Source organism: Streptomyces nigra, assembly GCF_003074055.1.
Lineage (GTDB): Bacteria > Actinomycetota > Actinomycetes > Streptomycetales > Streptomycetaceae > Streptomyces > Streptomyces nigra.
The window spans coordinates 167,604-180,880 of the sequence record NZ_CP029043.1 but is presented as its reverse complement, the minus strand read 5'-3'; the positions used below and the strand labels follow the sequence as shown (position 1 = coordinate 180,880).

At 71.8% G+C, this 13,277-nt stretch carries 11 protein-coding genes and 1 pseudogene; 6 read left to right on the top strand and 6 right to left on the bottom strand.

Annotation, left to right across the window (positions count from 1 at the left end; all coding sequences use genetic code 11):
* Positions 1-31: 31 nt before the first annotated feature.
* The 3 genes from DC008_RS00870 (at position 32) to DC008_RS00860 (ending at position 5,587) form a co-directional block, all read left to right on the top strand.
* Complete coding sequence (locus DC008_RS00870; RefSeq protein WP_108705231.1) at positions 32-2,122, top strand: PEP/pyruvate-binding domain-containing protein; 2,091 nt, start codon at positions 32-34, stop codon at positions 2,120-2,122.
* Entirely contained in the window at positions 2,119-3,009 is an 891-nt protein-coding gene (locus DC008_RS00865) for a hypothetical protein (RefSeq protein WP_244221307.1), read from the top strand. The genes DC008_RS00870 and DC008_RS00865 overlap by 4 nt, the downstream gene beginning before the upstream one ends.
* A 331-nt stretch (positions 3,010-3,340) precedes the next feature.
* Positions 3,341-5,587, top strand: coding sequence for a SpoIIE family protein phosphatase (locus tag DC008_RS00860; protein ID WP_108705230.1), 2,247 nt, complete (start codon positions 3,341-3,343; stop codon positions 5,585-5,587).
* A gap of 70 nt (positions 5,588-5,657) precedes the next feature.
* Here DC008_RS00860 and DC008_RS00855 read toward each other — a convergent pair whose 3' ends face one another.
* The 5 genes from DC008_RS00855 to DC008_RS00835 all read right to left on the bottom strand — a co-directional run bounded on the left by DC008_RS00855 (position 5,658) and on the right by DC008_RS00835 (position 10,301).
* Positions 5,658-6,170, bottom strand: coding sequence for a cupin domain-containing protein (locus DC008_RS00855; protein WP_108705229.1), 513 nt, complete (start codon positions 6,168-6,170; stop codon positions 5,658-5,660).
* Between the two features lie 166 nt (positions 6,171-6,336).
* Positions 6,337-7,137: an enoyl-CoA hydratase/isomerase family protein gene (locus DC008_RS00850; protein WP_108705228.1), complete on the bottom strand. Its 801-nt coding sequence runs from the start codon at positions 7,135-7,137 to the stop codon at positions 6,337-6,339.
* A 114-nt stretch (positions 7,138-7,251) separates the two neighbouring features.
* Positions 7,252-8,607, bottom strand: coding sequence for an MFS transporter (locus DC008_RS00845; protein ID WP_244221306.1), 1,356 nt, complete (start codon positions 8,605-8,607; stop codon positions 7,252-7,254).
* Between the two features lie 546 nt (positions 8,608-9,153).
* A complete protein-coding gene (locus tag DC008_RS00840; protein ID WP_108705227.1) occupies positions 9,154-9,390 on the bottom strand; it encodes a hypothetical protein in 237 nt (78 codons plus the stop codon).
* A 356-nt stretch (positions 9,391-9,746) separates the two neighbouring features.
* The gene (locus DC008_RS00835; RefSeq protein WP_108705226.1) at positions 9,747-10,301 is read right to left on the bottom strand and encodes an ester cyclase; all 555 of its coding nucleotides are present in this window, start codon (positions 10,299-10,301) and stop codon (positions 9,747-9,749) included.
* Positions 10,302-10,442: 141 nt separating this feature from the next.
* Here DC008_RS00835 and DC008_RS00830 point away from each other — a divergent pair, with 141 nt between their 5' ends.
* Positions 10,443-11,057, top strand: coding sequence for a TetR/AcrR family transcriptional regulator (locus DC008_RS00830; RefSeq protein WP_108705225.1), 615 nt, complete (start codon positions 10,443-10,445; stop codon positions 11,055-11,057).
* Positions 11,058-11,231: 174 nt separating this feature from the next.
* On the opposite strand, the gene DC008_RS00825 is transcribed toward DC008_RS00830, so the two are convergent.
* Entirely contained in the window at positions 11,232-11,600 is a 369-nt protein-coding gene (locus tag DC008_RS00825; protein ID WP_108705224.1) for a hypothetical protein, read from the bottom strand.
* A 56-nt stretch (positions 11,601-11,656) separates the two neighbouring features.
* On the opposite strand from DC008_RS00825, the pseudogene DC008_RS00820 reads away from it, so the two are divergent.
* Positions 11,657-12,091: pseudogene (locus DC008_RS00820) on the top strand (hypothetical protein); the annotation flags it as partial.
* Positions 12,092-12,398: 307 nt separating this feature from the next.
* Positions 12,399-13,112 carry an SDR family NAD(P)-dependent oxidoreductase gene (locus DC008_RS00815; protein WP_108710498.1) on the top strand — a complete coding sequence of 238 codons (714 nt, stop codon included), beginning with the start codon at positions 12,399-12,401 and terminating at the stop codon, positions 13,110-13,112.
* The last annotated feature ends 165 nt before the right edge of the window (positions 13,113-13,277 follow it).

The following is a 13,277-nucleotide window of genomic DNA, read 5'->3' as shown; positions in this document are numbered from 1 at the left end:
TCCACCACCCCCATGCACAGGAGAGATAGCGATGCGATTCGAGGCTGCGGAGTGGGCCGTCGTGCCCCTGAGCACCCCCTCGGCCGCGGACCCGGCCATCACCGGGGCCAAGGCCGCCCATCTGGCCCGCGCGGCTGAGGAGGGGCTGCCCGTGCTGCCGGGTTTCGTCCTGGTGCCCGCGACGCGTACGCGCAGCGCCCTCACCGGGGACGAGGCGCTGCGCGGTGCCTGGCGGACGCTGGCAGGCGAGGACGGCCGGGAGCCGCTCGTGGTCCGCTCCTCATCCCTCCACGAGGACACCGAGAACTCCTCCATGGCGGGACGCTTCGACTCCGTTCTGGACGTCCGGGGCTGGGACGACTTCGTCGCCGCCGTGCGGACGGTCCTGTCCTCCGCCCGGCGCGTCAGGCCCCTGCGTCCGGCATCGCAGGACCTGCCCGACGACGGGATGGCGGTGCTGGTGCAGCCGATGTTCACGTCGGCCGTCGGAGGTGTGATGTTCGGTGCCGACCCGATCGAGGGGCGTACCGACCGCATCCTCGTGAACGTGGTCCGGGGAGGCCCCGACCACCTCGTCGACGGCAGCACGCGGGGCGTGCGGTATCAGCTCACCCGGCGCGCCCGGCTTGTGGGCGGTGCGCCCGCGTCCCGGCTCCTCACGCGGGCACAGCGACAGCGTCTGGTGGGCCTGGCCAAGGTGGCCGAGCGTGTCTTCGGCGGTCCGCAGGACATGGAGTTCGGCTTCGGGCCGGACGGCGCGCTGTGGCTGTTCCAGGCCCGGCCCATCACCGCCATGCCCCCTCGTCCGCCACGCGGCGCCCGACTGCTCGGGCCCGGTCCGGTCGCCGAGACGCTCCCCGGTGTGCTCCAACCGCTGGAGGAGGACCTGTGGATGGCACCCATGTCCCACGGCCTGGCCGTGGCCCTGGACATCGCCGGCGCCGCACCCCGGCGCCGGCTGCGCCGGGTCCCCGTGGTGAGGTCGGTGCACGGCCGGGCGGTGGCGGATCTGCGTCTGCTGGGCACCGTGCCGTCCGCCCACCCCTTCCTCGACCGGATCAACACCGCCAACGGGGCACGACGGGCGGGCGCGGCCTGGCGGGTGGGCCGGCTGCGCTCCGCCCTGCCCCTGCTGGCGGTCGACGTCATGGCGGACGTCGACCGCGCCCTGGCAGGGTTCCCGTCACCCGGTGACATGCTCGGCGGCCGGCTCCTCGACGCCGTCGCCTGGGGCCGCCGAGCGCTGTCCGCCCTGCACGCTCAGGAGTCCCTCGCCGGCGCCCTGCTCGGCGCGGGAAGCGGTGCGACGGCTGCCGGAGAGGCACTGGCCCTGCTGGCCGAGGGCCGCGGCCGGGGGCTGGACGACGACGAGCTGATCGCTCGCCATCCGGTCCTTCTGTCGCTGCTGCCACCCGCGCTCACCCGCCACGCGGCGCTCCCGCAGGTCGGCAACGTCACGTCGCTGCCCCGGGGAGTGGACTCCCTGCCGGTGCGCGAGGGATTGCGGCTGCGCGTGCGCTGGGTCCAGGAGATGCAGATCCGGATGCTCGCGGAGCTGGCCCGCCGGCTGTGGGCCGAGCAGGGGGAGGCGGCGCTGTCGCGCCTGGCCCTGCTGCGCTGGGACGAGCTGGTACGGGCCGCCCGGGGCGAGGGGGTGCCGTCCGGCCTGGACGAGCGAGTTCCGTGCCCGGACAGGGGTGCCCTGCCGGCAGCCTTCCGGCTGGCCGGCGGTGTCGTGGTCGCCGAGAGGCCGTCCGGCACGGCGGCACCGGACCAGGGAGAGGGCGCGGGCGGCGGCTTCGGCGCCGGCACGGCCTGGCACGGGCAGGGGGAGCGCCCTGAGCGGCCGGTGCTCGTGGTGGAGTTCCTGGACCCCGCCCTGGCGCCGCTGCTGCCGGGCCTGGCCGGACTCGTGGCGCAGACGGGGAGTCCTCTGTCGCACCTCGCCGTCCTGGCGCGCGAGCACCAGGTGCCCACGGTGGGCGGCATCGCCGACGCGACCGCGCGCTTCCCCGCCGGCACGCCCTTGGCCGTGGACGGCGGCACCGGAGCCGTGACCGTACCCGACCTGCCCCACCCTTCCTCCGCAGCGACCGCGACACGACAGGAGTCGGCCGCATGAAGGCCCTGAAATCAGCCGGGTACGGCTTCGGCGGACTGTCCGGCCTCTACGCCGCCTACTACACGGTCCTCTACCTGACCCGATGGGAATGGCAGCGGGCCCTGATCTCGGCCCTGATGTTCCTGATCATCGAAGTCCTCCTCGCCACCATCCTGCTGCTCTCCCGCTTCACCCGTCTGAACAGCCGGCTGGACGAGTCCGTCTCGCGCATGGAGGACGTGCGCAGTCGGCTGGAGCAGACCAGGGACCCGGTCCGGGGCCGCTTCGACTGGCTGGCCCCCGCCGACCCGGATGAACTGCGCGGAACCCAGCGCACGTTCGTCTTCGTCCCGGTGCTCATGGTGGCGGGCGCGGCGCTCTCCGGCCTTGCGACGATCCTCCAGAAGGCCGCGGGAGCCACAGTGGGCCGTGGTGCGGAGCGGCGGCTGGCCGGACGCCTGACGGCTCTGACGGTTCCGCCGGTCGGCGGGACGGACATGCTGGAGAGCCGCCCCGCGGTGCCGTCGGCCCGCCCGGTACGCCGGGCGACAGCGGTCGCGGCGGCCGTAGGAGGTCTGCTGCTCGTCCCGTTCCTGTGGTCCGCTCTCGCCGACGCCACCCAGACCCGGCCCGAGCCGGCCCCTCGCACGGCACGCAGCACGGTCACCTTCGAGGTGAAGACCCGCGGGAGTCTGAGCGCTGACACCCGGCTCGCCGCGTACGACCTGTGGCAGACCTGCCGCCGCTCCACCGCGGCCCTCAACCAGGACGCCCACCTGACGGAGGTGCGCCACGGCGTCTACGTGGCCGTCATCCGTCCCGCCCTGCCCCCGCACGACATGATGCGGCTGCGCGGCTGCATCCAGGACGCCAACACCAACCGGACCAGCGCGGTCGTGCTGCGCTGAGCGGGCGCCGCGCGCTCGATCCCGGTCCCGCCGCCTGCCGAGCGATCCGCCGCCCGGCAGAGGCCGCCCCGTGCCCGACGGGGCGACGCCCTGGCCGTTCGAGAGCGGCGAGGGTCCGTGAAGCGCGGTGCGCGGCGCCGCCCCAGGCAACGCTCCTGGGGCGGATCGAGGAAGGTGTTTACTGGAGCTGTAGCCGTTTCTCCGGCGATCACCGCGTCGGAGCGAGCGGCTGGGAGGCGGTGGGTCCGCCTCGCGGGCAGGAGGTCACGCCGCCGGCGGCGTGACTTCCGCCGGTGCCCGGCAGGCCGGCAGTGCTGGAGGGAGCCCTCTCGTGGCGAGCAGTACACCGGGCAGAGACCAGCGGCGCGGCGGCTCCCGCGTCGTCCAGGGCTCCGATCTTGCGGAGGCTCTGAACTGCGCCGCTCGCGAGGCGAGGCGGGGGCTGGACGCCGTGTCGGCGGCGGTCTACCTGCTGGACGAGGACCAGGGCGCTCTGCGGCTGGCGCTGGCCGGCGGGAGTGCGCCTTCGTTCTTCACCTTCCCCGGCCGCATGGCGCTCGACATGCCGTCCGCCACGGCACGCGCGTGGGCCACGGGCAGGGCGGCCATGCTGATCGATCCCGATCCCGCCGGCCCGGACCAGGACCACGTGCTCCCCTATCCGTACGTCGCCCTCTCGGCGCCCGTCGCCTCCGGCGACCGGCGCTTCGGAGCCCTCACCGTGCTCCGCGTGGAGACCGCGGGGGTCTTCGGGCCCGCCGACATGCTGTTCCTGGAGGACGTCGGGCGCCAACTGGCCGCCGTCCTTGCGCACCTCGTGGACGACGGCGTCGGCGTGGCCGCGGGACCGACGCCGATGCTCGTCCCCGCGGAGCAGGAGGTGGACACGAGCGTGTGCACACCCGGTTGGGGTGTGCGTGACGTTCCGGGGTCCTCGGGTACGAGCATGATGTTCCCGCTGCGGCGGCTCTCGGAGCTGCTCAACCGGGCCACCACCATGGACGACGTCGTGTCGGCGGCCCAGTACTGCGTGATGTCCTCACTGCGTGCCGACGCGCTGGTGCTGCTCTCGGCACGCGAGGGCCGCCTGTGGGTGCTGGGCCACAGCGGTGACTCCACGGAGCTGGCCCGCAGGCTCCACGGTGCCGGGGTGGACGATCAGAAACCTGCCGCCGCGGCGTTCCGCGGACGGCCGCTGTACCTCACCGGGGAGCGGACCTCGCTCCTCGACGCGACGCCCGCGGGCGAGCCTCGCACCGAGGCGTACCTGCCGCTGCGGGGCGACGGTCAGTTCGTCGATCTGCCCTTCGCCGTCCGCAGCGCGGTCGTGGCCGTGTGCTGTCTGGCCTTCTCCGGTCCGCGCCGGTTCCCCTCCGAGGAGCGGGTGCTGCTCGGAATGATGGCGGGACTGCTGGGGGCGGCCGTGGAGCGCGTCGAACTGATCGCGGAGCAACACGAGGCGGCCCAGCTGCTGCAGCGCTTCCTGTTGCCGGCGCAACTGCCGGACCTCCCGCGGCTGGTCACCACGGCGCGCTACCGACCCGCCGATGTGACCTCCAAGGTGGGCGGCGACTGGTTCGACGTGTTCCGGATCGCGGATGACCGTGCGGTGCTGGTCATCGGCGATGTGGAGGGCCACGCGGTGGAGAGCGCCGCCGTCATGGGACAGGTGCGCACCGCCATGGCCTCCTATGCCACCGAGGGCCATCGCCCCGCGGCGATGATCGACCGGACCGGAAGGGTGCTCGCCGAGCTGGGCACCGCCCTGACCGTGACCTGCTGCGTCGTGGCGCTGGACACGCTCGGCGGTACCGCGGAGGTGGCTCTGGCGGGCCACCCCGCTCCTCTGGTCCGGCACCACGACGGGACCATCGAAGCCCTGGACGCCCCGGCCAACGTGCCCCTGGGGGTGCCCATGAGCCAGCCCTACGAGGCCCGGGAGTACACGATCGAGTCCGGTTCGATCCTGATGCTGTACACCAACGGGCTCGTCTCCTCGAGGTCGGAGAGCCCGGAGACCTGCGCGCGGGATCTGCTCGGTGCGACCGACGCCGTACGCATGCCCCATCTGGAGGATCTGGCCGAAAGGATCGTCTCGGAGGTCGTCACACCGCAGCAGCGCCGCGACGACGCCGCCCTGCTGCTGGCCCGGTACGAGGGAGCGGGGCGCCAGGAGGAGCCGAGGGCCGCGGGGATGCACATCCAGCGACGCGATCTGCGGGGGGTCAGCACGGCCCGCGCGTTCGTGCACGAGCAGCTCGGCTCATGGGGCCTCGAGGACATGGCGGACGTCGTGGAGCTGGCGGCCTCCGAGATCGTCACCAACGCGCTCATCCACGCCGGGAGCGACGTGGACCTGCGTCTGCGGATCTTCGAGGACCATCTGCGACTGGAGGTCCGGGACTCCGACACCAACCCGCCCATCCCCTCGGCGCTCTCGCTGACCGAGGAGGAGGCACCCGAGGCCGAGCACGGCCGCGGCATGCTGATCGTGGAGTCGCTGGCCGACGAGTGGACCAGCTATCCCAACGGTCAGGGCAAGACGGTGGCCCTGAAGCTGGTCATCCCCCGGCTCTAAGAGCTGTCGCTTGGACCAGGTCGACTCCGGCCCACTGCGCCGGCCGGCCGCCGCGACCGGACCGGGTCGGTCAGGGGAGCATGATCGTCCCGGACTTGCGGATGACCTCTCCGGCGCGGGCCGCCATGTCGTCGTCGATGGGTGGTGGAGTCTCGCCGGCCAGGGCGGGGACGCTGTGGTCCAGCATGAGCTGTTCCAGGCCGGGCGGTGTGTAGATGAACAGCAGCCTGGCAGCGTGTATCCGCCTGTTCTTGAAGCCGTGCCTGATCCCCTTCGGCACGTGGATGAAATCGCCGGCGACGGCGGTGAACTCATGGTCGCCGTCCACGAACTCCAGCTCACCGTCCAGCACGTAGAAGGTCTCGTCCTCGTGCGTGTGCGCGTGCGGGATCGGGCCGCCTCCGGCCGGCACGGTGGCTTCGACGAAGCCCAGATGCCCACCTGTCTGCGCGCCTGTCGCCTTGACCGTGTAGACGTCGTCGGCGGCCCAGACGGTCGGACCTTCACCGGACGGCACGTACAGTGCGCCGCGCCGGCTCCACCGCGGATCGTCGGGTGCCACATCCTCCAGGAGAAAACTCATGGGTCTCCGTTGCTCGTTCCCTGCCGACCGCGTCCGCTCCGGTCGGGCCGGCCTGCTCGTGATCCACACCTACATTACTTGACCAGGCAAGTACGTGTGTCGGCGGTGTGTGAATGTTCCGGGAAGGCAACTGTGACCGCGCTCGCCGCGCGCGGCGCCCTGAGCGTCAGGTGTCGGCGATGTGCTCTCCGAGGCGGTACTCGAGGTCGCCCCGCTGCTGCATGCCCCGTTGGAGCAGCAGACGGATCCGCTCCTGTGCCTCCGGCCAGGTCAGTGAGGTGCGGAAGGTGTCCTGGCCGGCCGCCAGGTCGTCCTCCGTCGGGAGGGTGGACCTGTTGATCAGTGCCTTCACCTCGGCCAGCGGCTGCCGGTCGAAGGAGGCGATGCGTGTGGCGAGCCGCTCCACGTAGGCGTCCAGTTCGGCATCGGGCAGTGCCCGGTTGATCCAGCCGTACCGTTCGGCCGTCTCGGCGTCGTAGTCGTCGGCGCCCGTGATGATCTCCAGGGCTCGGGCCCGCCCCACCAGGCGCGGGAGTCGTTCGGTGCCTCCACCGCCCGGAGTGATCCCCGCCCCGACCTCCGGTTGGCCGAGGACGGCCTTCTCCTTGCTGGCGAACCGCATGTCGCAGGCCAGGAGGAACTCGTTGCCCACTCCTCGCGCCCGGCCCCGGACCGAGGCGATGGTGAGCACCCGGGAGCGGGTCATGCGCGCGGCGACGTCCAGCCACGTGGGTCCCGTATAGGGCTGCTTCGGCGGCACCAGATCGAAGTGCGCGAGGAAGAAGTCGGGATCCGCGCTGTCGAAGACCACCACCTTGACGTCGTCGTCGGCCTCCATCCGGTCGACGAGTTCGCCGAGGGCCGCGAAGGTGTCGAAGGTGACGAGATTGATGGGAGGGGAGTCGAAGGTCACCCGCCAGTACGCGGCGGACCGCTGCACCACTCTGAAGGGGGGAGAAGTATTCATTTTTGCACCTTATGTTCTCCGGCGAGTTCGAGGAGATTCGCGCGAGACGCGATTCGCGTCCTTTCCTCGCCGGACAGCTCTGTCTGGTTTGGTGTGGTGACTTCGGAAAAGGGGTCACCGTCGCGTCATCGGTGCCGCGGGCACCGGCTCGGAGGCGAGCGCCGGCTGAGCCGGCAAGTCGCTGGACCGCACCACTGCCGTGTGGTCGGCGCGGCGACCGCTGCGGAGCAGCCCGGTCAGTGCCACCAGGGCCAGCAGGACGACTGCTGCGCCGTACTCGCGGGCGGTCGGCACCAGGCCGCCGCCGTGAACCACCAGGAACCCGCCGATCACGGCCGGTACACCGAGGCCGATGTAGCAGATGACGTACAGCAGGGACAGTACGCCCGCCCTCTCGTGCGGCTCGACCAGCGGGACGACCAGCCGGATGCCTCCTTGGAAGCCGGCTCCGAACCCGAAGCCCGAGACCGCCGCAGCCACGAAGAAGGTGGTCACGGCCAGTGATCCGCCGTTCGAGGCCACGGACGCCAGGGTGATCAGCACACCCGCGATCAGCGAGCCGATGCCGATGAACATGACCTTGCGCGTCGCCGTCCCGCGCAGCAGCAGCACCGCCAGGCCGGCGGCGGTCGCGAGCGCGAAGAGGGGCAGACCGCCCCACACCACGGAGTCGGAGTGGACGAGCGTCCGGATGATGGCGGGGCCCAGCGCGGCGTACAGGCCGGTCAGCGCCCATACGGCGAACATCACCGGCGCGGCGATGCCCACCGCCGGGCGGGCCGTCCTGGGGAGCTTGAACTCGGGAACCATGCTGGCCAGCGCACCGCGGGCGCGGGAGACGGTCTCGCCCATCGCGAGCACCGCGAGCGCCTGCAGCACGAACACGCCCAGCAGTACCAGGTAGACCAAACGGGTCGGGGCCGGCAGGTACTGCACGAGCAGAGCGGAGACCATGGCGCCGGCCGCGGTGCCGAGGGTGGGCGTGAGGGAGTTCAGGAAGCCGCCGCGGCGCGCGTCGATGTCGAGCATGCCGGCGCCGAGAGCACCGACCGCGGCGCCGGTGCTGATCCCCTGCAGAACGCGCGCGGCGAGCAGCGAGTTCACCCCGCCGGCCTCGGCGAACACCACCATCGCAAGCGCCTGGCCGAGCAGGGCGACCAGTAGCACGGGCCGCCGGCCCACATGGTCGGAGATCTTCCCGAAGACCAGGAGCGAGAGGAGCACGGCCACCGCGTAGATGCCGAAGACGACGGTGACGGTGATGGGGGAGAAGCCCCAGTGCTGCTGGTAGATCGCGTACAGGGGGGTCGGCGCGCTCGACGCCGCCAGCAGCGTCATGAGGATCGAGGCCAGCACACCGATGGAGGCGGTGGGGCCGAGTCGCCTCCGGCGCGGGGCCGCGTGGGCGGGCGCCCGCTTCTTGAGCGAGCCCTGCGGGACGGACTGACGTATGAGGGATGCGGAGCGCATGCGGTACTTCCCGGTCGGCGGGCTTGGTAGCGCCATATTAGACAGATCTGTCTAGCAGTGGAGGGGTGCGGACCGTAAGACATCTCGCAGTGGACTCCGCTGCCGGCCGGGAATAGGGCGTGCTCCCCCGTGGAAGGGGCTCACCGGTGGCGCGGCAGATTTTCGAACGGCACGGCTTCGCCGTAGGGGTCCCGGAACTCGGGGGACCAGCGGCGTCGTATCTCACCTGCGAGCCGGCCGCCCGCCCCATCGCCGCACGAACGGCTCCTGGGAGTCGTCTCGCCCCACTCCTCCCATGGCGGCGAACGCGGCGGTGGGCACCCGCCCGCACGCACGTGGGCGAACGTCGGACGCGGGGCGTGTTCCAAGGTCGGGGAATGCCGTCCCGTACTGTCGGGCTGCGATCAGCGCCGGCCTGCCCGTCGGGGCGGTGTCGTCGAGGCTGCCGAAGATCACGGCTGGTGGCAGCGGCTGTGAGGCGCGCGCCGGGGCTCGCGCAGAGTGTGCCGGGCGGCGGTGGCAGCGGCTCGGGCGGTGGTCCGCTCCTCAGCTCCAGACGAGCTGTCGGGCCGGATCGCTGTCGGGCTGGTCGGTGGCGGGCGTCGGCCAGGCCCCGACGGCGATCGTCGTCCTGCGGTGCCGGCCGTGGCCGGTGCTGTCGGCGCCGAGGGTCCACAGCTCTCCGTCCGCCTGTCGGCCGCGGTGGCGGCCGGTGCCGGCGACGTAGAGGTCGCTCTCGGTCCGGGAGGGGGCGGGCTGGCTGTCGGGCACGGTGGAGGGCATGTGGCTTTCCTTCCGGGTGTCAGGGGAGGTCGGGTGCCGACCTGCGAGCTGTCGGCCGGGAGCCACACTACTTTTAATTGCTATGCGAAGCAAATATCGGCGGCCTGTGGACCGCCTCACACGTGCTCCCTGGGTCACACGTCGCACATGTGCCTCCGCGCCGTGCCGCGGCCCACGTCGGGCGTGATGGGTGTGTTCCGGCCTCGGGGGCCTCGACCGCCATGAACGGCAGCAGGGCAGGGCCCTGCCGGGGGGCGGCGGGCCGGGCGAATGGAGGCGGGCCGCTCCGGCCGCTGCCCTCGGGCCTGCTGGATCCATCCGAAAGGACCCGGTGGTGGCGGCCGGAAGGGGACCCGTTACGCCTGTGCGGCCGCGTCGGCCGCCTGCGTCGTCACGTGTTGCGCGGCCCGCTTGGCTCGGCCGGTCAGTCGCCATCCGACCATGCGCAGCATGCCGGCCGGCTCCGGCGGAAACACGCCCAGCTGCCCGAGCATCGTGACGTCGTCGCGGACCGCCTCGTGCGAGACCACCTTGCCGTCGCGTAGCCCGAGCACATGGATCTGTTCGAAGTCGATCTCGCGCGCGGTGGGAGGTACCGCCTGGTCGAGGGCGCCGTCCCGGAACTTGACGAAGGGCCCCGTGTGCCGGCCCTGCATACGCAGTCGCACCCAGACGCGGTCGCCCGCGTCGGCGACGTCGGTGACGACGAAGCGCAGGTCGCTGAAGGCGGAGCGCATCCACGCCCCCGAAGCCAGCACCCCGGCGGGACCCGGGGTCGAGCAGGCCTCCGGCGACACCGCGGCCTCGCGGTTGCGGAACTCGGGGTGCACCACGTCGGCGGCCAGGGCCGGGTCACCTGTCTCGAGGATGCGGAAGAGGCCGCGGCCCAGCTCCGAAGCGTCCATTCCCATGGTCAAGCCTTTCGTCGGCGACGCGATCCGCGCTGCGGGCGTCGGGAGGGCGCGGGGCCGGCTCCGGTGTCGGGTGTGGGTTCCGCGCGCACATTCGAGGTGACAGCGTACCTAATGAATTCTTGGTGCTAGCATCGGATCATGTCGCCGAAACGCCCCTATGCGTCCCCGTTGCGCGCGGAGGGTGCGGCCCGCACCCGCGAACTGATCCTCAGCCGGGCGACGGCGCTGTTCGCCGAGCGCGGCTACGGGCGAGTGGCCGTCGCCGACATCGCCTCGGCCGCCGGCGTCGCTCCGAAGACGGTGTTCGCCAGTGTGGGGAGCAAGAGCGACATCCTGTACCGGATCGTCGACCAGGGAGTGAAGGCGTCGGGCTACCGCGAGGCCATGGAGGAGATACTCGCGCTGCGGACGCCGGAAAAGGTCCTCGCGGCCCTGGCCCGGGGGACACGGGTGGGCAACGAGACGCAGTTCTCCGTGCACGAGGCCATCCGCAAAGCCCTCCCGGTCCACGAGGACGGCGAGGCGCTCTGGGAACGCGCCACCGCGGCCTACCGTGACGCCCTGCGTGCGGCCGCCGGCCACCTGCACACGCTGGAGACGTCGCCCGTCTACCCGCAGGAGGAGACGGGCGACCTCCTCTGGTACTGGTTCGGTCCCCCGGGCTGGCACGCGCTGGTCGGGGAGGGCGGCTGGACGTGGGACCGCGCCGAGCAGGTCCTGCACAGGACCGCCGTACGCACACTCCTGCCCTGACCTGCCCGGCGGCCCCGGTGCCCGACGCCGACGCGGTGACGGTCTGCCCTCCGCTGTTTCGACGGCGGCCCTCCCCTTGAGCCGTCCGACGCTCGGGGCACCGGTCCGGCTCGGTGTACGGTGCCCGGCCATGCGTTCCTGCCGTGCCGGACCGTGCCTCGTCGTCTGCCGCGCCTACCGGACGGCTGACGTCCAGGTGGGGGTGACGTAGTAGCTCTTGGCCGGTGCGGGCAGGTTGCCCTGGTGCAGGCCGGTGACGTTGCCGTAGGGCTGGGTGCAGTCCTCGCCGAAGAACACGGCGACGTTCGCGTACTTGAAATTGGCCACCGAGAGCGCGGGCTCGGCAAGGTTCGTGCATTCGGTGTCGGTCGCCGGAATGGGGAACACCGACCCGGTGAAGTCCCTCCCGGAATAGAAGTTGGCCTGACCCCACGGGATGGTGGCTGCTGCGGCGGGCTGGGCGAGCGCCGCGCCCATGAGCAGCGCGGCTCCGGAGAAGGCGACGGCGACACGGGTGATGCGCTTGCCGGGAGATGTGGTCATGAATAACTCCTTCGATAATCTGCTTGCCTCGTCAAGTATCCGATCAAGGATCAAGTATGGCTGCTCCCTTGGTAGATGACGTGCGTCACATTCGAATGGCCGCCGGGCAGTTCGGCCGGGACTGCGCACGGTCCGGATGTTGTCGGATCCCCCAGGCCCCTCGGGTGGTGGGCGGTGTCGGTCCTACCTGGACCTACCTGGCGAGGCGACGGTCTCCTGATGCGAGACCGCTCGACCGTCAAGATGTTCTTCGGGGGTGGAGGAGTCGTTTTACGCCCCCTCCCGATACGCGACCTTCCGAGGCACACCTGGGCGGGCCGATCGCCCTGGTCGGGAACGGCGACCGCATCGTCGTCGACACGGCTGCCGGGACACCGGACCTGCTCGTCGACCCCGGCCTGGTGACGGCGCGCGGCGACGCCTGGTCGCGACCCGGACGGCCCCGCGAGCGAGGCGTCTTCGCCAAGTACGGGGCCGCCGTCGGATCGGCCTCGGACGGCGCCGTCACCACGTGCCCTCGCCACCGAAGGCCACCAGCGCCGCCCGCTGCCCTCCCCCTATGCGGCGACCACCGTGGCGCCCTCCCTCGGCCCCGTCGTCTCCGCCCTCGCGATCACTCGGCCCTGCCAGGCCCACCCGGCCTGCCCGCCCTCACCGTCGCATCGCCCGACGTCCCGGCCGCCGCCCGGCGCGGACCACCCACGGCCAGAAGGCGCGGCATCCCGTACGACGCGCGATGCTGGACGAACGCCCCCCGGGCCCGTGGACCATCGCACCCTCACGACCGAAGAGGTCCTCATGAACCCTCCCGGCACCAAGGTCGCCCTCATCACCGGCGCGTCTCAGGGCATCGGCGCCGGCCTGGTCGACGCCTACCGCAAGCTCGGCCACAAAGTTGTCGCCACTGCCCGCACCATCGCCCCGTCCGACGACCCGGACCTGCTGACGCTGCGAGGGGACATCGCGGACCCCGCCACGGCCGAGCGTCTGACCGCCGCGGCCATGGAGCGGTTCGGACGCATCGACACCCTGGTCAACAACGCCGGTCTCTTCATCTCCAAGCCGTTCACGGAGTACACCCAGGAGGACTACGCGGCGGTCGTCGGGGTCAACCTGACCGGCTTCTTCCGCATCACCCAGCTCGCCGTCGAGCGGATGCTCCACCAGGGCGGCGGCCACGTCGTCCAGATCACCACCAGCCTGGCCGACGTGGCGAGCTCCGCGGAGCTGTCGGTGCTCGCCTCCCTGACCAAGGGGGGACTGCAGTCCGCCACACGATCCCTGGCCATCGAGTACGCGGCCCGCGGCATCCGCAGCAACGCCGTCTCGCTCGGCATCATCAAGACCTCCCTGCACGAGGGGGAGGACCACGAGGATCTGGCCCGAAGGCACCCGCTGGGACGCATGGGCGAGGTGGCGGACGTCGTGGAAGCGGTCCTCTACCTGGACAACGCACCCTTCGTCACGGGCGCGATTCTCCACGTCGACGGGGGCCGAGGCGCCGGCCGGTGACGTGCGCCCGCTGTCGAGATCTTTGAGAGGCGGAGGCTCCCATCTGGGAGGAACCCGGTCGTGGCGCGGGCACCGTGCGCGAACGCAGGATGACCGGTGGCAGGTCCTCGGCACGCCGGTCCCACGGCAGCCCGTGTGAAAGGCCACCTCTCCTGCGACGACATC